General features: G+C 67.6%; 20 protein-coding genes. 2 read left to right on the top strand and 18 right to left on the bottom strand.

Going from position 1 to position 21,579, the window contains the following annotated elements; translation table 11 throughout:
- Window positions 1–39: 39 nt before the first annotated feature.
- The 13 genes from ACH4TL_RS17935 to ACH4TL_RS17875 all read right to left on the bottom strand — a co-directional run bounded on the left by ACH4TL_RS17935 (window position 40) and on the right by ACH4TL_RS17875 (window position 15,185).
- The gene (locus tag ACH4TL_RS17935; RefSeq protein ID WP_398315076.1) at window positions 40–1,917 is read right to left on the bottom strand and encodes a dipeptide ABC transporter ATP-binding protein; all 1,878 of its coding nucleotides are present in this window, start codon (window positions 1,915–1,917) and stop codon (window positions 40–42) included.
- Complete coding sequence (locus ACH4TL_RS17930) at window positions 1,914–2,729, bottom strand: ABC transporter permease (RefSeq protein WP_398315074.1); 816 nt, start codon at window positions 2,727–2,729, stop codon at window positions 1,914–1,916. Before ACH4TL_RS17930 ends, ACH4TL_RS17935 begins: the two co-directional genes overlap by 4 nt.
- The gene (locus ACH4TL_RS17925) at window positions 2,729–3,670 is read right to left on the bottom strand and encodes an ABC transporter permease (RefSeq protein ID WP_398315072.1); all 942 of its coding nucleotides are present in this window, start codon (window positions 3,668–3,670) and stop codon (window positions 2,729–2,731) included. The genes ACH4TL_RS17930 and ACH4TL_RS17925 overlap by 1 nt, the downstream gene beginning before the upstream one ends.
- Before the next feature lie 37 nt (window positions 3,671–3,707).
- Complete coding sequence (locus ACH4TL_RS17920) at window positions 3,708–5,210, bottom strand: ABC transporter substrate-binding protein (RefSeq protein ID WP_398315070.1); 1,503 nt, start codon at window positions 5,208–5,210, stop codon at window positions 3,708–3,710.
- 100 nt (window positions 5,211–5,310) lie between these two features.
- Window positions 5,311–6,300 (bottom strand): type I pantothenate kinase, encoded by a 990-nt coding sequence (gene coaA, locus ACH4TL_RS17915; RefSeq protein ID WP_398315068.1) that lies wholly within the window; start codon window positions 6,298–6,300, stop codon window positions 5,311–5,313.
- 227 nt (window positions 6,301–6,527) lie between these two features.
- On the bottom strand, window positions 6,528–7,034 hold the full coding sequence (locus ACH4TL_RS17910; protein ID WP_398315066.1) for a flavin reductase family protein: 507 nt from the start codon (window positions 7,032–7,034) through the stop codon (window positions 6,528–6,530).
- 61 nt (window positions 7,035–7,095) lie between these two features.
- Window positions 7,096–8,349: an ATP-grasp domain-containing protein gene (locus tag ACH4TL_RS17905; protein WP_398315064.1), complete on the bottom strand. Its 1,254-nt coding sequence runs from the start codon at window positions 8,347–8,349 to the stop codon at window positions 7,096–7,098.
- A complete protein-coding gene (locus ACH4TL_RS17900) occupies window positions 8,346–9,611 on the bottom strand; it encodes a methylaspartate mutase (RefSeq protein WP_398315062.1) in 1,266 nt (421 codons plus the stop codon). Before ACH4TL_RS17900 ends, ACH4TL_RS17905 begins: the two co-directional genes overlap by 4 nt.
- Before the next feature lies 1 nt (window position 9,612).
- Window positions 9,613–11,124 (bottom strand): PqqD family protein, encoded by a 1,512-nt coding sequence (locus ACH4TL_RS17895; RefSeq protein WP_398315060.1) that lies wholly within the window; start codon window positions 11,122–11,124, stop codon window positions 9,613–9,615.
- A complete protein-coding gene (locus tag ACH4TL_RS17890) occupies window positions 11,121–12,359 on the bottom strand; it encodes an acetyl-CoA carboxylase biotin carboxylase subunit family protein (protein WP_398315058.1) in 1,239 nt (412 codons plus the stop codon). Before ACH4TL_RS17890 ends, ACH4TL_RS17895 begins: the two co-directional genes overlap by 4 nt.
- The gene (locus tag ACH4TL_RS17885) at window positions 12,347–12,847 is read right to left on the bottom strand and encodes a cobalamin B12-binding domain-containing protein (protein ID WP_398315056.1); all 501 of its coding nucleotides are present in this window, start codon (window positions 12,845–12,847) and stop codon (window positions 12,347–12,349) included. The genes ACH4TL_RS17890 and ACH4TL_RS17885 overlap by 13 nt, the downstream gene beginning before the upstream one ends.
- The gene (locus tag ACH4TL_RS17880; RefSeq protein ID WP_398315054.1) at window positions 12,844–14,085 is read right to left on the bottom strand and encodes an MFS transporter; all 1,242 of its coding nucleotides are present in this window, start codon (window positions 14,083–14,085) and stop codon (window positions 12,844–12,846) included. Before ACH4TL_RS17880 ends, ACH4TL_RS17885 begins: the two co-directional genes overlap by 4 nt.
- Complete coding sequence (locus ACH4TL_RS17875) at window positions 14,082–15,185, bottom strand: LLM class flavin-dependent oxidoreductase (protein ID WP_398315052.1); 1,104 nt, start codon at window positions 15,183–15,185, stop codon at window positions 14,082–14,084. Before ACH4TL_RS17875 ends, ACH4TL_RS17880 begins: the two co-directional genes overlap by 4 nt.
- 604 nt (window positions 15,186–15,789) lie before the next feature.
- On the opposite strand from ACH4TL_RS17875, the gene ACH4TL_RS17870 reads away from it, so the two are divergent.
- Entirely contained in the window at window positions 15,790–16,785 is a 996-nt protein-coding gene (locus ACH4TL_RS17870; RefSeq protein ID WP_398315050.1) for an asparagine synthetase A, read from the top strand.
- On the top strand, window positions 16,782–18,050 hold the full coding sequence (locus ACH4TL_RS17865) for a glutamate synthase-related protein (protein ID WP_398315048.1): 1,269 nt from the start codon (window positions 16,782–16,784) through the stop codon (window positions 18,048–18,050). Before ACH4TL_RS17870 ends, ACH4TL_RS17865 begins: the two co-directional genes overlap by 4 nt.
- An 83-nt stretch (window positions 18,051–18,133) precedes the next feature.
- On the opposite strand, the gene ACH4TL_RS17860 is transcribed toward ACH4TL_RS17865, so the two are convergent.
- From ACH4TL_RS17860 to ACH4TL_RS17840, 5 genes are all read right to left on the bottom strand, one after another.
- Window positions 18,134–18,316 carry a rubredoxin gene (locus ACH4TL_RS17860; RefSeq protein WP_398315046.1) on the bottom strand — a complete coding sequence of 61 codons (183 nt, stop codon included), beginning with the start codon at window positions 18,314–18,316 and terminating at the stop codon, window positions 18,134–18,136.
- Window positions 18,313–19,014: an alpha/beta hydrolase gene (locus ACH4TL_RS17855; RefSeq protein WP_398315044.1), complete on the bottom strand. Its 702-nt coding sequence runs from the start codon at window positions 19,012–19,014 to the stop codon at window positions 18,313–18,315. Before ACH4TL_RS17855 ends, ACH4TL_RS17860 begins: the two co-directional genes overlap by 4 nt.
- Before the next feature lie 170 nt (window positions 19,015–19,184).
- Window positions 19,185–20,288: a fatty acid desaturase gene (locus tag ACH4TL_RS17850; RefSeq protein ID WP_398315042.1), complete on the bottom strand. Its 1,104-nt coding sequence runs from the start codon at window positions 20,286–20,288 to the stop codon at window positions 19,185–19,187.
- A 25-nt stretch (window positions 20,289–20,313) separates the two neighbouring features.
- Entirely contained in the window at window positions 20,314–20,598 is a 285-nt protein-coding gene (locus ACH4TL_RS17845; RefSeq protein ID WP_398315040.1) for an acyl carrier protein, read from the bottom strand.
- Window positions 20,599–20,643: 45 nt separating this feature from the next.
- Entirely contained in the window at window positions 20,644–21,501 is an 858-nt protein-coding gene (locus ACH4TL_RS17840) for an acyl-CoA desaturase (protein ID WP_398315038.1), read from the bottom strand.
- Between the last annotated feature and the right edge of the window lie 78 nt (window positions 21,502–21,579).

Below are 21,579 nucleotides of genomic sequence, written 5' to 3'. Positions count from 1 at the left end.
CACTTCAGTTGCTTGATCACCGCGTCCGCTGGCGGGCCTCTACTGCTCCTCGGCCGACGCGGGCGGCCCGTGGCCCCCTCCGCCACGGCTGACGCCGCCCAGGACGGGTACGGCGCGCAGTAGTTCGGCGGTGTAGGGATGGGCCGGTGCTCCCCAGATCTCCTCGACCGGTCCCGACTCCACCACTTTCCCGCCCCGCAGGACGAGCACCGTATGGCACAGGTAGCGGATGACACCGAGGTCGTGGGAGATGACGCAGAGAGCGGTGCGCTGCGCGACGGTGACGTCGCGCAGGAGATCCAGGATCTGCGCGCGTACCGATACGTCCAGGGCGCTGACCGGCTCGTCGGCGAGCAGGACCGAGGGGCGCGGAGCCAGCGCCCGGGCGATCGCGATGCGCTGACGCTGCCCGCCGGAGAACTGGTGGGGGTAGCGTTCGGCGGCTTCCTGTGGCAGACCTACGGCGGTGAGCAGTTCGCTCACGCGGTCCGCGGCGGCCACCGAACGCCGGTCGCTCAACGGCTCGGCGATGATGTCCCGTACCCGCATCCGCGGGTCGAGAGAGGTCATCGGGTCCTGGAAGACCATCTGGACGCCGCGGTCCTCGGCGCCGGGCCCGGGCCCACGGCGTGTCACGGTGCCGTCGGTGGGCCGGTCCAGGCCCGCCAGCAGGCGCAGCAAGGTGGATTTGCCCGCGCCCGACTCCCCCACCACGCCCACACGCCGACCGGCGTGCAGTGCGAGGTCGACGTCCTCCAGGGCGGTGAGGGCGGCCCGCCTGCCGAAGAGGCCGGTGCGGGTGCCGGGATAACGCCGGGTGAGACCTCGGGCGGCGAGCAGCGGCTCCTCGCCATCGGTACGGGCGACAGCCGTGGCGGTGTCCGTGGCAGTGTTCGTCGCGGTACCTGTCGCGGTGTCCGCCGCACCGGTACCGGTACCGGTGCGGACGGAGGTGTCCGCCGCGTCGTGGTGCCAGCAGGCGACCGCCCGCCCGTGGCCGTCGTCCGCCAGTGGCGGCCGCTCCTCGCAGCGGGCGTCCGCATGCCGGCAGCGGGTACGGAACGGGCAGCCCTCGGGCAGTTCACCAGGGGCGGGGACGGTGCCCGGGATGGCCTGGGACCGCGTCCCCGGGGTCAGGTCGCCTGCGGTGAGCAGCGCGCGGGTGTACGGGTGGCCGGGGGCTCGCAGAACGTCGGCGACGGGGCCGCTCTCCACGATCTGCCCGCCGTACATGACGAGCACGCGGTGGCAGACGGTCGACACCAGCGCGAGGTCGTGGCTGATGAAGAGCACCGCGCTGCCGCGTTCCTCGGACACTCCGACGATCAGGTCCACGATCTCCTTCTGCACGGTGACGTCGAGCGCCGTGGTGGGCTCGTCGCAGATCAGGAGGTCGGGGTCGTTGGCGAGGGCGATCGCCAGCACCCCCCGCTGGCGCTGCCCTCCGGAGAGCTGATGCGGATGGGCGCGTGCGGCGCGTTGGGGGTCGGGAAGCCGCAGCCGTTCCAGCAGGTCCACGGTGTCGGCGTGCGCGGCGGTCCTGGTGGCGCGGGTGCCGTGGACCTGCATCGCCTCCACGATCTGGGCGCCGACCCGGCGCACCGGGTTCAGGGCGGTCAGCGGTTCCTGGAAGACCATGCCGGTGCGCTTGCCGCGCACCGCCGACAGTTGCCGGTCGCCGGCTCCGACCAGGTCGAAGGGGACACCGCCGAGACGGACGCTGCCCGTGCACGTCAGCCCGTCGTCGAGCAGCCCGAGGACGGCGAGCGCCGTGAGCGTCTTGCCGGAGCCCGATTCCCCGATGATGCCGAGCCGTTCCCCGCGGGCCAGGGTGAGGGCGACGCCGCGCACCAGGTGGGCCGAGTCGGATGTGACGGTCAAGTCGGTGACCTGGAGCAGGGGGCGGGGATCGCTCATCGCACTCCCTCCAGGGTGGGGTCCACTCGGTCCCGCAGACCGTCACCGAGGAGGTTGAGACCGAGTACGGCACCGGCGATCGCCAGACCGGGCCACAAACACAGCTCCGGGTGGGAGAAGAGCAGATCCTGTGATTCCTGGAGCATCCGCCCCCAGGAAGGCGTGGGCGGCGGTGTGCCCAGCCCCAGGTAGGACAGGGCGGCCTCGGCCAGGATCGCCGTGGCGAAGGACACCGACGCCTGCACGATGACCACGTCGGCGACGTTCGGCAGTACGTGCCGGCACGCGATGGCCAGGCGGGTGCGGCGGGCCAGCCGGGCCGCGTCGATGTATTCGAGGGCCATGACGCGCAAGGTGGCGGCCCTGCTCACCCGGGCGAAGCCGGGGGCGGAGGCGACACCGATCGCCACCATCGCGATGAACGTGCTGGAGCCGTAGACGGCCGTGAGCATGATGGCGAGCAGCAGCGCCGGGAAGGCCAGGAGGAAGTCGTTGACGCGCATGATCAAAGCGCCGGGCCAACTGCCGGACATGCCCGCGGCGATGCCCATGGGAACGCCGATGAGCAAGGCAATGCCGACGGCGACGACGCACACGAAGACGGTCACCTGAGCGCCGGCCATCAGCCGGCTCGCCAGGTCACGGCCGAACTGGTCCGTGCCCAGGAGGTGGCCGTTCCCGGTGGGGGCAAGCCGCTGCGCGGCGTCGATGTGCGTCGGGTCCTGGGGTGTCCACACGACGGACACCGCGGCGAGGGCGACGATGGCGAAGACGAGCAGCCCGCCCGCCACCAGTGTGATGCGTGTCTTCATCAGCCGCTCCTGAGCCGCGGGTCGAGGGCTCGGTAGAGCAGGTCCGTCACCAGGTTCAGCAGGAGCACCGCGATGACAAGCACGAGGACTACGCCCTGCACCAGCAGCAGGTCCCGGTCGGCGACCCCCTGGAGGAGCAGGTCGCCCAGGCCGGGGATGGCGAAGACCCGCTCGACGACGATGGCGCCCACGAGCAGGGAACTCATCTGGACGCCCAGCACGGTGACGATGGGCACGGCCGCGTTGGGCAGGCCGTGCCGCCACAGCGCCGGCCACCGGCGCAGCCCCTTGGCCCGTGCGGTCCGCATGAAGTGCAGGTGCTGCACGGCCAGGACGGCGGAGCGGACGTACCGGGTGAGCACCGCGCCCTGGATCAGGCCGATGGACAGGCAGGGCATGACCAGGGAGCGGGCCCACTCCACCGGGTCCTCGGCGATCGGCGTGTAACCGCCCGAGGGAAGTGCCTGGAGGCGGACCGCGAAGAGGTACACGAGCAGGATGCCGGCGAGGAAGGCGGGCACGGCGATGCCCACCTGGCTGAGCGCGGACAGCAGGGCACCGGCGGGCCTGCGGTGCCAGGCCGCGGCCAGTACGCCGGCGGGCAGCGCGAAGATCAGGGCGATGAGCACGCCCCCCGCGACCAGCCAGCAGGTGACGCTCAGCCGGTCGGTGATCCGGGCGCCGATCGCGTCGCCCGTGACGTAGGAGGTCCCGAAGTCACCGTGCAGCAGGCCTTGTGCCCAGTCGGCGTACTGCACCACCAGCGGGCGGTCGGTGCCCAGCTCGTGGCTGAGCCGGGCCACCGCCTCGGGGGTGGCGTTGGTGCCGAGGGTGACGGCGGCGGCGTTGCCGGGGAGCACGGCGAGGAGGAAGAAGACGAGGAGGCTCGCCACGACGGTGCCGGCGAGCATGGCCGCCGTCTTGCGCAGGATCAGGCCCATGGTTCACCCGGTCCCCGCGCACCGGACAGGTGGGCCCTCACTTGCCCGACCACCGCACGTTCGAGAGGTTCAGCCCCTCGCCGACCTGATTGACGGGCAGACCAGTCAACTTCTTGTTCGCGACCATCAGGTTCGGCAGGAGGTAGAGCCAGTCGGCGGGCGAGTCATCGGACAACATCGTGACGGCCTTGCGGATGCGTCCGGCCTCCTTCCCCGCCTCGCCGGTGTCGGCTTCCTCGAGCAGGTCAGCGTACGCGGAGTTGCGGTAGCGGAAGTAGTAGTCCGGATCGGCGAAGATCCACTGATCCCGCGGCTCGTTGTGCGCGATGATCGACATGTCGTAGTCGGCCCCGGTGAAGACCTCGGAAAGCCAGCGCGCCGGGAACTCCAGCGTCTCGATGGAGACCTTCAGTCCGACCCGGTCCAGCTGGTCCTTGACGAACTGGGCCGAGGAGACGGCGTAGGGCAGGTTGGGGATGCGCAGACGGATGGTGCTGCCCTCGGCCCCCGCCTCGCGCAGCAGCTTCTTGGCGCGGGCCGGATCGTACGGATAACGACCGGCAAGGTCGGTGTACCAGGGATCGGTGGGGCTCTCCATGGTTCCGATCAGGGTGCCCCGCCCGTCCCTCGTCGCCTCCAGGAGCGCCTTGTGGTCGATGGCGTGGCGGACGGCCTGCCGGACCCGCTTGTCCGTGAACGGCTTGCGGGAGTTGTTCATCGACAGCACGACTTCGGCCGTCGAGGTCCCCTCGATGACCCGGTAGCGGTTCTTGTCGGCGAAGCGGGACAGTGTCTCGGGGGCCTGCACGTTGCCGATCACATCGAGATCGCCGGTGAGCATCGCGTTGTTCATGGCTCCGGCGTCCTTGAAGTACTTCAGGGTCACCGACGACAGTGCGGGTTTCGTGCCCCAGTAGCCGGGGTTGCGGTCGAGGACCAGCCGGTCGCCGCGGCGCCACGTCTTGAGCCGGAACGGCCCTGTCCCCACGGGGCGGCGGGCGAGGTCGGAGACGCCGGTCCGGCTGAACATGGCGCCGACGCGCGAGGTCATCGAGTGGAGCCAGCCGTTGCTGGGCTCCTTCAGCGTGACCTTGACCGTCGAGGCGTCTACCTTGACCGCCTTGGAAACGACGTCCATCTGGTGGGCGATCTTGAGCTTCCACTTGGTCTTGACCCGGTTGATGGAGAAGACGGCGTCGTCAGCGGTGAAACTCGCGCCGTTGGTGAACTTCACGCCCTTGCGGAGGTGAAAGGTGTACGTACGGCCGTCGGCGCTGCGCTCATAGCGTTCGGCGAGCCCCGGCTTGATCTCGCCGTGCTGGTCTACCGTGACCAGTCCCTCGTACACATTGCCCAGCAGCGCCTGCGGAATGGCCGCGCCGTCGGTGGTGGAGAAGTCGAGGCTGGCGGGCTCGGCGATCAGCCCGACCTCGAGGCCGTCGGCCGAACCGCCCCGCGGTCCGGAGCCGCCGCATCCCGTGAGTCCGCCCGCCAGGAGAGTGCAGCAGGCCGTGAGGAGGATCTTCCGACGTAAGGGCATAACCGAGTTCTCTCCATGCGCAAGTGTTGTCGGGCGGGGGCGACGTCGATGGGCCGGCTGTGACCGGCACAGGCCGGCAGTCGGTACGGGGTCGCGCGTATCACCACTTACGGAGCCACACCCGGCTCACCTTGTGGTCGGCGCGCTTGTGCAGGACGATGTCCGCCCTGCCCAGCGTGGGTTCAATGTTCTGCACCAGGTTGACCTCATTGATCTGCGCGTAGATCTGATGGGCCTGCTCCCGGGCCTGTTCGTCGTCGAGTCCGGCGTAGTGCGAGAAGTAGGACGCCTTGGCCCGGAAGGCGGTGTCCCTGAGGGTGAGGAAGCGCTCGACGTACCACCGGCGGATGTCCTCGTTGCGGGCGTCGAGGTACACGCCGAGGTCGACGTAGTCGCTGACCACAGGATGGGTTCTGCCTTCCGGGGTGACGGCCGGCGGCTGCAGGACGTTGAGCCCCTCGACGAGGAGGATGTCGGGGCGGTGCAGCCTCAGGTTCTCGCCGGGTACGACGTCATAGGCGAGGTGTGAGTAGACCGGGACCTCGATCTCGGGCACACCGGCCTTGACCTCATGCATGAATTCCAGGAGGGCACGGCTCCGGTACGACTCCGGGAAGCCCTTGCGGGACAGCAGGCCTTCACGTCGCAGCTCGGCGGTGGGACGCAGGAAGCCGTCGGTGGTCACCAGGGCGACACTGGGGCGCTCGGGCCACCGCGTGATCAGCAGTCGCAGCAGCCGCGCCAGAGTGCTCTTCCCCACCGCCACGCCCCCGACGATGCCGAGGACGAACGGTATGGAGAAGTCGGCCGCTCCCCACTGTGCGTCACACGCTTTGCGGCGCTGCCAGGCGGATAACACATGAAGGCGGACCAGCCGGGAGAGCGGAAGGTAGACGTCGGTCACCTCATGCATGTCCACCGGGTCGCCTATGCTGCGAATTTGATCGAGCTCCGCATCGGTGACCGGTGGATTGCTTTCGTCCCGGAACCCGCTCCAGGATTCCCGTGTGAACTCCCGAAAAGGGCTGAACCGCGGCCTCCCGAGCGCCGTCGGTAAAGACGCGGGAGGACAAAAGTCGAGGTCGGACACGGGCGCCCTTCTGAGAGCACTACTGGATGAAACTCGTCTGGGAGGGGCGCGAAGAATGACCCCGCTCCGGTCTGCAAGGTCCCTGACGGCAGCAGAACGTTACCCAGGCGGTGCTGACTCCTCAACGAAAAATGATTGAAGGTGATACAGTTCACATCGCACGTCAACGGGCCTGTTCGCCAAAGGCGTCGCCTTCCGCTTCGGAAGGCCCAGGACACAAAAATGTCTCACCCCTCGACTGCGGCCAGCGGTGTCCATGAACTGTAGTTCCCCTGGCAGTACAGCAGCGGCTCGCGGGAAAACGCCTCGCCGCCCTCGATCTCGGCGACGAAAAGCCAGTGGTCGCCCGCCTCGACGGTCCGTGTGGTCCGGCATTCGGCGTACGCGAGGGCGATGTCGGTGAGTATCGGAGCGCCACCGGCAAGCGCCGACGGCTTCCAAACCACCCCGGCGAACTTGTCCTTCCCTTTCCCGGCGAAGATCCGCGAAGCGGTGTGGCCGGACCGGGCCAGAAAATTGACCGCGAAGAGGCCGGAGGACATCAGCGTCGGCAGGGACTGTGACTGCTTGCCCACCCCGATCAGCAGCAGCGGGGGTTCGGCCGACACCGAGCAGACGGAATTACAGGTGAATCCGCGGGGCACACCCCCCTGCTCGTCGACAACTGTGACGATGGCCACCGCAGTCGGGAAAGAACCGAAGATGTCACGGAACCGCTCAGCGCCTATCGGCATATGACTGCACCATCATTTCTCGAATCTTCGCCACCGGCGTGCACGCCGTGCGTCGGGGGACTCAGAGCAGCTCATGCTCAAGCTCTCGCAGCGCGTGGTACGCCTTGTCCACCTCACCCGCGTCCTCGTGGACGAGGAACACGGCGCCCGGCGAGGAGTTGAGATCGACCGTCCGGCGGGTCGGCGCGCCCTCGGCCAGCCGGAAGCGCACCCTCTCGAAGGCCGGCAGCCGCTCCAGCTCCGCACGCAGGCGCGCCACCGGCAGGGGCACCGAGCGGTGGGCGATCAGGTTCACGCAGCGCGCGGTCTCACGGACCGGATAGCGCACCGGGCGGCCGGTCAGGACCGTGCCGTCGCCCACGTAGCAGTCCAGCGTCAGACCGACCTGGTTGGCGCCCGTACAGCGGTCGAGCGCCGCTGGATCGGCCAGCCCGGTGATCCTGGCACCGGTCTCCAGCAGCACCGGGCCGTCCTGGGTGAGGATCAGCTCGCTGTGGCCGGGGCCGTCGGTGATGCCGAGCGCGTCCAGAACGTCGGAGACGTACGGCAGGATCACCTCGAGCGCTGGTTCCGCGGGTGACAGCAGGTCCTCGGCATCATAGAGCTTCCGGATGTGGTCGCGGACCGTCTTACGGCTGATCCATGCGTCGGTGAACCAGTGCGTACCGTCCCGGCTGACCGTATTGACGACGTACTCGTCACCCGTCAGATACTCCTGGATCAGAACGGCCTCGTTGGTCCGCAGCATGAGATTGAGCTTGCCGATGATGGCGTGGAACGCCGCAGTGATCTCCTGCTCGGTCTCGCAGGTGTGGACATCGTCCGAGCCGGCGCTGTCGAGCGGCTTGACCACCACCCGGCCCGCTCCCCCGGCCCGCCACCAGCCCAGCAGCTCCGCGACATCGTCGCCGCGGAACTGCCGGGGGGTGCGCACCCCGGCCTTAGCCAGGGCCTCCATCATGGCGGACTTGTCGCGCCGGGCCGACGAGAGGACCGGATCGTTGCCGCGCAACCCCAGGGCGTGAGCCAGGTCGTCGGCCGCCTCCACCCCGAACTCACTGGCCGCGATGACGGCTACCGGATTCCGCGCCGCGAGCCGCGCCACCAGCTCACCGTCCTCGCCCGGATAGCTGTGCTCCTCCGCGAAGAGCTCGGTGGGCAGACTGGCGGCGAAGGTGTCGGAGAGGGTGGAGCGCGAGCACACGTGAATCAGGCGGTGGCTCCTGGCCGCCTCGTGCGCCAGCATGGCCCCCGTGGAGAACGCGTCCACCAGCACAAGAGTGGGCCGGTCCGCCGGACGTCTCGGATCGTTCATGATAGTTGGCTCAGTCCCCACTCGAACTCATGGTTGTCATAGCCGCGCGCGACGTGATTGAGCATCGCGAACAGCTCGTCCGATGTCAGTGCGGTGCCGGACTGCCGACCCCTGCCGCGCAGCGGCAGGTTTCCGGTGTTTTCCCAGTCCAGGGCCCCGCGGCTGTCGATCACACAGGTCGTGGCGCCCCGGTTGTCCCGATGAAGGCAGTAGGGAATGTCGAGCACACCCAGCCGAAACGCATCGACCAGGGCGGCCCCCGGGTCGGAATCGAGGTTGAGCACCGCATCGACGATCAGCCGGGCCTCGGCCAGCGTCTCCTCGAAATACGCGTCCTCCAAGGCGGTCGGCTGACCGGGCTCCCCCTCGGCGGCCGCCGACGCGAGCCGCAGTGCCGAGATGTTCTCCCTGACGCTCGGAATCTGCCACGCCTCGGACACCGTCTTGACGATCAACCGCTCGCAGCCGGAGTCGCGGGCCAGCCGGGCACTGTCCTCGATCAAGGCGGTGGCACCGGCCGTAGTCCTGGGGAAAAGTCCCATGTACGTGTACAGGACCACGTGCCAGGCCGTGTCCGCCAGGTACTCCCCCGCAAGCGACCGCAGCGCTCGCAGCGCTCCCCTGTCCTGGGCGGGGTGCGTGCCCTGCGCGTAGCTGAGCGACATGTGCCGCAGACCGTGCGCGCGGAAGAAGCAGCCTTCGAGCACCGTCATCGCCACCAGAAGCGAGGGCGGGCACAGCTGGCCCAGCAGACATCCCCCGAAGCTCTCGATGTGCCCCGATTCGGTCTCCCCCACGAGGAAGCGGCAGCTCTCGGCCCACGCGGCGACGGCGTCCGGCAACGGCAGCCTGCTGTACGGGAGGCAGTACGAGACCGGACCGCCCTCCGTCGCCCCGAGACCGGCCTCGACCAGTCTCTCGAAGACGCGCTGGGGGCGCGCCGTCCCGTGCCGCACCTGGACGGGGAACCCGGGCCCGTGGAGACCGCCCAGCATCGTCCGGGTGGCGGCCACTGGGTGCGAGACGAGGGGGTAGCCGTTCAGCTCCTCCCCGGCGGCCAGCCGCTCCAGTGGCGTCGTGTAGTCACCAACCCTGGTGTAGCTGTCGATGGTGATCGTGCCGACCACCGGGAAGCCGAGCGAGGCGACCTCCCGGAGCCCCGCCGCCATGCTACCGACCGTGCCGAATCCCATACGTGGCTGGACCACCAGGGCGCCCCGCGCACGGCTCGCTCCGATGAACCGGTCGAAGTGTTCTGTCACGTCACCGGCCCGAAACAAGCTCGAAGACGGGCTTTCCGGTCACCGGATCAACGGTCTCGATCCGGTGCTTGTGCGGGTCGTCGGCCCGGACTCGGGAGATCACCGAGTCATGGGCCGTGAAGTTCACCAGGCCACTGCCGTACAACGTGCGCAAATGGGCCACCGTGAGTCCGGACACCCGCTCCAGCCAGGAGGCGGCCTCGGTGTCCCCCTCGCAGCCGGTCCCCCCTCGCAGCACCCGGTGCAGCCGGTCCACCTGGTCCGACATCGACGGATGGCAGCGGTCCAGGAACGCCCGCAGCCGCTCACCGCGGTCGGTGAAGGGCGAGAACACCATCGCGACGAGAGCGTCATCGGTCAGACCGAAGGCCTGGAGGGCGAAGTCGGCGGAGAGCTTGCGCCGATGCGCCCGCTTCCCCGGCGAGTCGTAACGGCTCAGGGCGAGCCGGATCAGATCGTCCGGCATCTCCTTCTTCCGCATCAGCTCTTCGGCCAGTCGCAGGTACTCGGAGACGCCGGCGTCGTACTCCCGGTCGAGCACGTACTCGCTGCGCAGGCCTCGCAGGTGTGCCATGAGGTTCGGGTTGGCGCAGTCCGACTCGCTGAAGCTGAAGGCGAGATCGTCGAACTGGAAACCCAGGAAGCCGACGATCAGGTCCCAGTGGTCGTGTACCCGGTAGCTGACCAGATCGTAGATGGAGATGAACTCCGGCTGCATGGAGCGGTCACCGGTGGACACCTCGCGCTCGGCGAGTTCCGCCTCGCTGCCGTCACCGAACAGTTCACGGAAGTAGGCGTCCCCGATACCGCGCAGGGCGGTGAGGATCCCCTGGAAACCCATGCCGCGGTATTCCTCGACGTCCACGCCCACGGCCTTGGCCAGCCGCCTGATCCACGCGGAGTACAGCAATTGCTCACGCCGGGAGTCCCCGGTCATCACGGCGTCGACTCCGCCTCGGAACCAGGCGGCACGGCCGTAGAAGTCGGCCACGGACAGGTTGCAGCTGTTGCAGAAGGTGGGTCGTCCGTCGCCGGCCGCGCGGTGGCCGTTCATCAGCACGTCGACACGGTTGATGGAGATCATCCGCTCGGGCATCGGCAGGTCGACACGGAACGGGCGGACCTGAGTGTGGTCGATGGTCAGCAGCTCGGCCCGCGGATCGTCGAGCAGGCCGAGAGCGCCGTACACCCGGTGGATGTTCTCCATGACCGCCACGGGGACACCCGCGTGCCGCATGTTGGCCACGCGCAGGACGAAGGTCCGCCCGTAACCGAGCGCGAGGTGGAGCTGTACCGCGCGGACGAAGGCGACGACGTAGGTGCTGTCCTTGCCGCCGCCGTAGGCGACCATGACCGTGTAGCCGGGCAGCTTGTCCACGCCGCCCGCGGCGTCGATCAGCCGGGCGCCGGTTGTCTTGACGCCGTCCAGTTCGACATCGCTCAGATAGCCGGCCAGACGGGCGTTGAGATCCTCGTCGCCCGCGCGGGTGCCGATGACCGTCTCATGGCTCATAGCGAAGTCGCCTCGAATTCGAATGTCTCGATGATGTGGCGAATGTCCGCCTCCACCCGGTCCTGGTCATCGTGCAGCAGAATGAAACGGCCGCTGTGCAGTGCGTCGTACGAACCGCCCGGTTCGAGGACGTCCCCCTCGCGGGGCAGGAGTTCCCGCCAGATGGTCTCCACCTGGCCCCTCATGGACGTCGCTTTGGTCACGCGGGCGGGCAGACCGGCCGGCTTGGGCAGGACCAGCCAGCCACCGGAGGGGTCACCGGACTTGGGAGGAACCGAAACAGTCTCGCCGGACAGGGAACGCAGCCAGACCTCGTAGAGGTTGACCCCGAACAGCTTGTTCAGCAGATGGGGCACCTCGCTGCCGCCGACCCTGCCACCGACCTCCAAGAACACCAGCTCGCCCGCCGGCGTCAGGAAGAGTTCCAGGTGGAACGGCATGGTGCGCATGCCGAGAGCCTTCACGTACTCCTGGGAGAACGCCTCGATGCGGTCACGCAGCGCGCTGTGCCGGAGGACGACCGAGCCCAGCGGCTCCCCCGACCCGAAGGCCAGACAGTCGTTCACGTAGCGGGAGACGACCTGGAAGGGGATTTCCGCATCATCGTCGGCGTACCCGTCCACGTGGAAGATGGTGCCGGTGATGAACTCCTCGACCTCGTAGCGGTTCAGGTCGAGCGTGGGGAGCAGTTCCTTCAGGGCGTGCTCGTCCTCCACCCGGTGCACCCCGATGCTGGCAGCGCCGTCCACCGGCTTCAGGATCACCGGGAAACCGACGGACCTGGCAAAGGAGAGGACCTGATCGGGGCTGTGGCAGCCACTGAACCGGGGGACGCGCAGGCCACGCTCGCCGAGCACCTCCTTCATCCGGACCTTGTCCCTGTACACCGCGGCCTCGTCCGGGGCGGGCCCAGGTATGCCGAGGTCGTGCCGAACCCTGGCGGCGACCTCCAGGGTGAACTCGGAGAGGGCGATGAGCTGGTCGACCGGGCCGACCTTGTCGGCGATGCCGGCGACCGCCGCGCGCAGGGCGTCGACATCGTTGACGTCATCGACCCGCACGAGAGAAGCGATCTTCGACGGATCCGCCAGTACACCATCGGCGCCGAGGAGGTCCACGACATAGCTGACCTGGTGCCGGTCGTGGTCGATGAACTCCTCGTACCGGGTCAGCTCGTTGTCCCAGCGCACGCCGTCGAAGAAGCGTGGCCAGCGGTTGACGACTACGATATGCATCGCTGCACTCCTGTTTGTACGTGCTCCGGGGCATCCCACGGCGGTACGATCGCGGCGTCCGGCCGCCACGCGGAGAAGTTGAGGGTGGTGCCGAACCGGAGGAACTTCCGGAAGCACTCGATGGCTCCCTCCCCGGTGAACACATCGGTCCACCCGCGGGCCAGGAGGTCGCGGCGCACCCGGTCGTTGTCCGACTCCGCGGTGGTCAGCTTGCCGCCCACGGCACAGGGCACCTCCAGGCCGTGCCGTCGCATCTCGGTCAGCAGTACACGGGCTCCGTGATGGCCGTGGCCGTTGACGCTGGAGACCACCAGCAGATCGGGGCCGAACTCACAAATGGCACGGATGACGTCACCGGCCGGGGTGCAACTGCCCAAGTTCAGGACGGTGGCGCCGTGCTCCTCGAGCAACTTCTGAAGGTAAACCAGATTCCAGATGTGCGAATCGGACTCTACGGTGCTGAGGACGCACCGGAAGGTCTTGCTCACGCTTGGACTCCTACGGGGACCTCTTCGCCGTCGACGAGCGACCGTCGGAAGCTGCGCATGGTGAGCGGCAGGAAGACCGCCCCGAACCCAGTGAGACAGACGGCGAGAACCAGGATGAGCCGTTGGGGGCCGAATGCCGCACCCACGCTGCCGACCAGCAGTCCCGCGATCGGGTAGGACAGGAGGTTGAGCAGGTAGAAGGGCCCCATCACCTTGCCGAGGTGCTCCTTGGCGATCACTCTCACCCGCTGGGTGCGGTTGAAGACGTTGTAGTACGCGACACCGGTCAACGCCGCCACGAAGAACACGGCGTAGCCGACGAAGGAGCCGACCACCCCGGTGAGCAGCAGCGCGCCGCACAGCAGCGAGAAGCCCAGTCCGCCGAGGAAGTGCACGTCGAACCGCTTCAGGAGGACAGGGATGACCATGAGGTTGAGGAACCCGATGACGCCGACGCAGGTGTTGAGTAGCGCGAAGGCCGAATCCGGTGCCTTGAACACCCCGGTCACCAGAGCGGCGTTGGCGCTGAGCATCGCGGCGACGGCGAGGTTGATCGCGAAGTTGACCATGCCCAGCAGCAGCACCGGCCGGTTCTTGATGAGCAGCGACCAGCCCAGGGCGAGCTCCTGAAACACCGCACGCGAACTGCCCGCGGCCGGCTGCCGCACGCCGCGCGGCAGCGGAAGCCAGCAAGCGGCAGCCACGGCGAAGACCGAGCCCGCGACCGCGAGCAACCAGACCTTGCCCAGCAAGGTGGCGGCGAGCATCGCCAGGGCGGGCCCCAGCGCCATGGCCAGCAACTCCATGTTCTGCACGAGCGCCTGCGTACGGGCCATTTTCTCGCCCTCGGCGAGAAGCGGGACCATCTTCTCGACGGACATCCGCACTGGTGCCACCAGGACCGAGAGAACGGCGCCGCTGGTCATCAGGATCGCGGTGGTCCAGGAGGGCTGCGCCAGGCAGAGCGCGGCCACCACCACGAGCACCACGGCGCGGCCGCCCGAAACCACGGAGAACAGGCGTGCGCCGCCGTCGCGGTCGGCGATCAGACCGGCGAACGGATAGGCGATCAGACCCGGGAGCCATTCGAGCGCGAAGGCGAAGCCGAGGCTGGAAACCTCATTGGTGTCCTGGAAGATCAGCAGAGGTACGGCGAACATCACCACCTGCTCGGCCATCAGGCCGAGCAGGACCCCGGTGGCGAAGAGGCCGCGGTGCAGCGGAGGCACCGGACTCATGCCATCGACGCATTGCGCTCGTGCCCGCGTATCAGAGGCAGGACGTGAGTGAAGAAGATGCGCATCTCGTCGCGCGTCGGCCATCCGGAGAAGATGAACTCGCTGACTCCGGCCGCCTTGTACCGGAACAGGTACTCGGCCACCTCCTCGTAGCTGCCCACCACGCACAGCGCCGGGCCGCCCCGGTACGCGACGGCTCCCGACCACAGGACGGGCGACAGCCAGTCGCCACTGGCCCGATCAGCCAACCGGAAGGAGGTCTTGACCGCCTCGGAGTCGGACGTGGAGACGAAGTCGCTGACCCACTTCCTGTGCTCCTCATCGGGGTCGCGCATCATCTCTTCGAGCACCGCGAGCGCTTCTTCTCTGGACTCCCGGGCGAGCACGTGCATGCGGATCCCCACCCGGCAGCCCTGCGCCACCAGCGGCTCGGTGACGCGAGCGATGCCCTCGGGGGTGTCGCCGTAGCGGAGCCAGCAGTCGCCGTGTTCGATGGCGGTCTTCTGGGCGACGCCGGAAGCGCCGCTGATGTAGATCTTCGGGCGGCCGCCGCCCTTGTACCCGAGGCCCAGTTGCGCCTCCTCAATCCGGTAGTGCTCACCGGCGTAAGAAAGCGGCTTCTCGCCCTTCCAGAAGCGGTGGCAGATGTCGAGGAATTCATTGGAGCGCGCGTAACGGTCGTCATGGGCGAGAAAGTCACCGTAGAACGCCTGCTCGGCCGGGGAGATTCCAGCGACCAGATTGAGAGCGATACGGCCGTCCGACATCCAGGAGACCGTGTTGACCACCTGTGTGAAGAGGGTGGGAGATAACAGTCCGGGCCGGTACGCCAGAATGAAGGTGACCTTCTCGGTCTCCCGCACCAGTGCGCCGATCATGGGCAGCGGATCCGGCATGTGGTAGCTGATCCCCATCAGCAGGGATTCGACACCAAGTGCATCCGCCTCGCGCGCGAAGTCGACGATTCCATCGAAGTCGAGTTCACCGGCCTGGTACTTCTCGCTTGCCTTCTGCTGCCCACTGTCCAGGGGCGAGCACCAGTGCACCTGTAACGGATCGACGCCAGCGCTCTGCCCTGGCGCCTGACCAAGAGAGTCCATTCGAACACCTTTTATGATAAGTGAGTTCTACCCCGACGCTTATACCTGCACGGCACCATCACGTGCAGAGAAAAAGCAATAAAAAGGAAACGAATCCAAGACCCTCACACGCCAGCCCCCCGACATGAGATGAAAATCGCGCCAGCGCGCAACTGTGACCAAAACGGTCATACGGTTCACCGAACTCGTGAACGATCGGATGCTGACACAGCCCTCGATGGACGGTCAAGCGGCAACTGACGCAATGTGTTTGACGTCACTGCGCGACGCACGGCGACGGGAGGTGCCGCCTCGCGTGGCGGCCAGAGCTCCCGTCGGGGGAATACAAGACTCCGATTAAGCCCGCAGGCAGACAATGGCGTGGGCGACCTTGTTCGAGGGACCTCGGCCCAGGATGTGACACAACACTTTCCGGATCTATTTCGATCCGCTCAAACAAAAACATTCCCATGTGTCCAACATCACCTCGGCAGCATGGATTCGCGATCGGCGGCTACGATCCACTTGGCGCGCTGATCTGACCACCAGTCACTTCTATGCCGGGTCAGCACTCGCACTTCCTGGGTGAGGCAACCCGCTTCACACGAATGGAAAGGTTCGGAGCTTGTCCAAGGAGACCAATGGCGCGGCACTGCCCTCGCCACGCGCTCATCTGACCTCGCAGCGCACCCGTGCCGCGCTGGCTGTTCAGAGTAAGTTTCTCGCAGGGGCACGTGAGTTCCTTACTGGGGAAGGCTTCCAGGAGCTTCTCCCGCCCACGATCGGCCCGGTCACCGACCCCGGCGCGCGTGGTGCCAAACAGGTCGACATCGATTACTACGGCCACCGCTACAAGCTGATGACCAGCGGCATTCTGTACAAGCAGGCATCGCTGCTCAGCTTCGGAAAAATCTTCCATGTGGCGCCGAACGTCCGCCTGGAACCCATGGAGACCGCCGTCACCCACCGGCACCTGGTCGAGTTCCACCAGCTCGACGTGGAGATCGGAGACGGTTCGCGCGAGGACGCCATGGCCATCGCCGAGCGGCTGACCAAGCACGTCGTGGAGCATGTGCTCTCCACCGCCCAGAGCGAGCTGGAGACGCTCGGCCGGGACCCGCAGACGCTCAAGCAGATACTCGACGCGCCGTACGGGCGTACGCCGCACGGGCAAGCCGTGGCCGATCTGCGCGGCACGGGCCACGAGCAGGAGCCCGGGGCGGAGATCGACTGGCAGGGGGAGGAGATCATCTCCCGGGCCGCCGACCACCCGTTCTTCCTCGTCGACTACCCCAAGGGCTCACGAGGCTTCTACGACAAGGAGAGTACGACCGAGCCCGGTGTACTGCGCAACTTCGACCTCATTTTCCCGGGCGGTTTCGGGGAGATGATGAGCGGCAGCGAGCGCGAGTCCGACTACCGCAACCTCGTCATGCGGATCCGTGAGACGGGTGAGAACCCGGCCAAGTACGACTGGTACCTGACGCTGGCCCGCGAGGGCATTCCTTCCAGCGCGGGCTTCGGCCTGGGCGTGGAGCGCTTCACCCGTTTCCTCTGCGGGCTCGACGCGGCTTGGCAGGCCTCCGGTTACCCGAAGCTGCCGGGAGACCCGCGCCCATGACCGACGCGACCGATCTGAGAGCACCGGGCTTTCCCCGGCAGGCAGTGGCGGCGCGGGCCAGACTCGGCTCGGTGCAGGCGTTTCCGGAGGCCGACGAGTACGGCACCACCCTGTTCGGCCAGCACGGTACGGACAGCACACCGACCGCCGACATGATCGACCGGGCCCGGCTCGTACCGCCCGTCTTCGTACCGCTGCGGCTCGAGAAGCTGCTCGACCTCGGACGCGAGCCGGTGGCCGGCGACGTCGACCTGGAAACCGGCATCGGCGGTTTCCGCTCCCGGCTGCCGCTCTACGTCTCGGCCTTCGGCTCTACGCGCGTGGCCGGCGGCGACCTGGGGGAAGCCGTCTCCCGGCAGGCCGGCCGGCTGGGCATCCCCATGGTGATAGGCGAGAACATCGTCCCCGTATCGGGCTACGGACGCATGGCGGAAGAAGCCCCGAGCACCCTTCTGCGCCGCATCACCGCCTATGCCGACTCCGTGCCCGACGACTACGGCGGTGTCGTCGTCCAGCAGAGCACCGAGGACGCGGATGCCGAGGTCTGGAACCTGGTGTACAGCGACCCCTCGGTGCAGTCCCTGCTGGAGTCCGGACGCCTCGCCTTCGAGCTGAAGGTCGGGCAGGGCGCCAAGCCGGGCCTCGGTGGCATGACTCTCGTCCCCCGCGACCGGGCGGCCCGGCTCTCAGCGCAGTACGACATCATGAACGTGTGCGGTCCGCTGAGCGATGCGGTCCTGCGGTGCAGCAGCCCCGGCACCTTCACCGACGAGATCCTGCGCCAGCAGATCCGGCTCATGCGGAACAACTACCCGCGCTGCCGGGTGTGGGTGAAGCTGCCACCGGCCCGTGACGTCGGGCGTGCTGCCGCCGTTGCCTGGGAGGCAGGAGCGGACGCCGTCGCCGTGGACGGTGCGGAGGGCGGCACGGGCTGGGCCCCGCGCGCCTTCCTCGACCATGTCGGGCTGCCGCTGGCGGAGTGCCTCGACCGCGTGGACCCGCAGGACAACTGCCTGCTGGTGACGGGCCGGATCTGGGAAGGCGCGCGGGCCGTCAAGTGCCTGGCCCTGGGCGCCACGGCTGTCGGCATCGGCCGGGCCGCGCTCCTCGCGGCGGACGAGGACCAAAGCCAGGGCCTGGTCAATCTCGTGGACTGCCTCGCCCTGGAGATGCGGCTGTTGCTCAGCGGGCTCGGCAAGTACGCCGTCGCGGACCTGAGTTCCGAGGACATCTGGACCGATCACCACCACACACGGGAGGGATGAACGCGCCGGGGCGGGGGACGGACCACGCCTCGGCCCTCAGCCTCGGGGGGCCGAGGGCCGGTGGTCAGAATCCCTCCATGTGGTCAGAGTTCCTCCATGACGAAGTCGGACTTGGCGGCGCCACAGTCCGGGCACTCCCAATCATCCGGGATGTCCTCCCACCTGGTGCCGGGCGGAATGCCTTCTTCCGGAAGTCCCAGTTCCTCGTAGTAGACCCAGCCGCACAGCAGACACATCCATGCGCGTTTACCGGACCGCTCGCTCATGCAATTCCCTCGGTGCTACGGCGCCCGCACGTCTGGCCGGCGACGAATGCGGACACAGTGGCGATGGCATCCCTCGACATGAGGATGCCCAAGTGGCCGGTCCCGGGCGCGCGCACCAGCAGTACGTTGCTCAGACCCGCCGCGACGGCCTCCCCGTCCGAGTACGGCACCGTGGAGTCGTCCGGATCATGCACCACGAGTACCGGCTGATCGAGCGAGCCTCCGAGGGCGACCACATCCCAGTGGCTGACGGGCACCCCATTGCGCTGGTGCAGTTCGCTGTAGACGCCCCGCACCACGGACTGCGAAAGCCGCAACCCCGCCCCGTCCCACCTGTCGAGGACACCGCCCAGGGTGCAGGCCGGTGCCATCAGAACCATGCAGTCGACCTCGGCGCCCTTCCGCTCCGCAGCCGCTCCGACGGCCGCGATGGCTCCCAGGGAGTGGGCGATGACCACCCTCACGTCCCCGAGGGTGTTCATGACGGCTCCCACGGCGCGCGTGTACTGGGTCATGGTCGCCATGTCGCCGTCCCACGCTCCGTGCGCCGGGGCGTCGAAGGCGGCGACTTTGAAACCGAGGTCACGCATCGGGCGGACGAGGGAGTGCATGCTGCTGCTGTCCGCGGCCCATCCGTGGAGGAGCAGCACCGTCCCGGCGCCCGTCCGCTCCTCGCCCCACAGAAAGCCAGTGGCCACATCACTGTTCCCGACGACCTCGAACTCCCGCGCCCCGAAGGGGAGGACCCTCGCGGGGCGGGAGCCGAACGTGCGGGTACTGCTGAAAACGTCCGTGGCCCAGCGTGTCCCTGCCCTCGGCGCCACGGCCGTCAGAACGCTGTGCGCGATCCCGCGCAGCGGCGATGGCGTCACGACGCACTTTCCGCGGTGATCGACGGGGCAGGTTCGGGCGTCACCTGGCTGCGTGAGAGATCCGCGTAGAAGCCGGACTGCGTGTCATAGAAGTGCAGGTGCCGGACTATGCGCCAGATCTGGCCGGCCCCGAACCGCTGCTCCCGGACCATCCCCGGGTAGCGCTCTTTCAGGGCTGTCTGCGCCTTGGGCAGGTTGTAGTAGGGAATCACCGGGGCGACGTGATGAGCGGTGTGGATGGAGATGTTGTGGGTCAGGAAGAGCAGCCACTTCGGGTACACGTAGTCGGTGGTGACCAGCAGGCGGCTCGCGTTGCGCGTCCAGTACTCGGCCGTCAGGTAAGGCACGTCACTGGCGCTGTGGTGCATGAGCGTGGTCGCGCTGAACCAGGCGTGAGTGGCCAGCCAGGGAGCCACGAAATAGATCAGCAGCCCCTGCACGCCGGTGAAGTACCCGAGGACCGCGAGGTACGGAACGGCGACAGCCGCCACGAAGGCGATTGAGCGCCGTACCTCGCGCCGCTGGCCCTTCTTGGGGAAGAAACCGGGCCGGAAGCCGGATTCGATCCAGTAGTTGATCGTGCCACCCCAGAACGCCCAGGTGCGCGTCGAGATATAGACCGCCTTGTCCCACAGGGACATCCGGTCGAACATCCCGGCGGGCAGGGGGCGCCAGTCGGTGTCCAGCTCCAGGTGGTTGGTGCTGCTGTGGTGGATATTGTGCACATGACGCCAGGCATGGAAGGGATAGATCAGGGGCAGCAGCGAGACATGCCCGATCGCGTAGTTGAATCTCCGGGACCGGGAGAAGGAACCGTGCCCGCAGTCATGGGCAATGCAGTGAAGACCCCACCCGCCCAGCCCCGCCACGATCCACAGGGGTAACCACAGCAGCCAGGTGGGCGACCAGGCCACACCCACGATGGCGCCGGCATACAGGACCCAGCTGACGGAAAAACCGAGGATCCCGCGGCCCACGCGGGGCTCCATCAGCTCCCTGGGGATGGCCGCGGCGAGCCGCTCGCCCTCGATCTGCTCCGCCTGGCGCATGAACTTCTGGAAGTGCTCGTCCGGTGCCGAGGGGAAGTCGAATGCACCCATGTCGTCTCCTCTGCGAACGTCCGGGCTACAGCTTGAGTTCCTTGGCCAGGTACTGGCTCAGTTCGTCGATGGACTGGTACTCGTACAGCAGTCCCGGGGAGAGCCTCCGCTCAACGATCTTCTCCAGAGCCCCGGACACCTGAACCGCCACTCTCGAGTCGAGCCCGTAGGACTCGAAGGTCTTGCTGGTGTCGATGCCGTCCCGCGGTATCTCCACCTGGACGACCAGGTAGTCCACGAGCCACTGCTTCAGCGATGCCTCCGTCAACGGCCCCTGCGGGTTCGCTACTTTCTTCGTTCTCCTGAACACCCAACGCTCCCTCTTGCCCGATGTGTGAAATCGGCGCGGCCTGGCTCAGCGCGCCGTCTTGACCTGTTCCTTGCGCTTGGCGATGGTCGCCTTGTCCGGCTCTCGCAGGTCCCACACGACACGGACCTTGCCGAGCCCCGCCAGCAGCCAGCCGCTGACGTCCGGCTCCCACCACTTGACGCCGTGCCGGTAGGAGCCCGGGAAGGCATGGTGGTTGTTCTGGAGCCCCTCACCGAAGGTGAAGATGGCGACCGGCCAGTTATTGGCGCTGCGGTCGCCGTTGTCGAAGGGGCGTCCGCCGAAGGCGTGGCAGATGGACCCGACACACCAGGCCGCCTGATTGGCGACGAAGATGCGGGCCAGCCCGCCGAAGACCAGACCGGTCACGGCGGACATCGGCGTTCCCTCGACGGCGAAGCCGACAAGGGCGGGAAGCGCCAGCCCCGTGACCACCCACACGGGGTAAGTCCGGTGGTAGTACATCAGACGGCGGTTGCGCAGCACATCGGGTCCGAAGACGGTCCACTTGGTGGTCTCCGCGCTGAGCATCCACGGCATGTGCGCGTACCACAGCCCCCTCATACGGGCCCTGAAGGCCCAGCCGTGCAGGTTGGGCGAGTGCGGATCGCCCTCCTGATCGCTGAACCGGTGATGTCTGCGGTGCGTCGTCACCCAGAACATCAGTGGTCCTTGAGCACCCATGGACCCGGTGGTCATCATCATCGCCTCGAAGAACGGCGAGGTCTTGAACGCCTTGTGGGCCAGGTAGCGGTGGAATCCGACGGTGATGCCGAACATGTGCACGCAGTACATCACGCCGAACAGCCAGAGATCGGTGGCGGTGTACCGCCCGGTGTACAGGAAGTAGGCCGCCACGGCTGTGCCGATGAGCGGCAGGGTCATGGTGGTGAGAGCGGAGAATCGCTTGATCCGCAGACTTACCGGATCGAGCCTCACCACTGCGTTCGCAACCACGCTGGA

It is taken from the genome of Streptomyces sp. NPDC021115, assembly GCF_044333065.1.
Taxonomy (GTDB): Bacteria; Actinomycetota; Actinomycetes; order Streptomycetales; family Streptomycetaceae; genus Streptomyces.
Note: the sequence above shows the minus strand (reverse complement) of the source record. Positions and strands in the feature narration are given on the sequence as shown.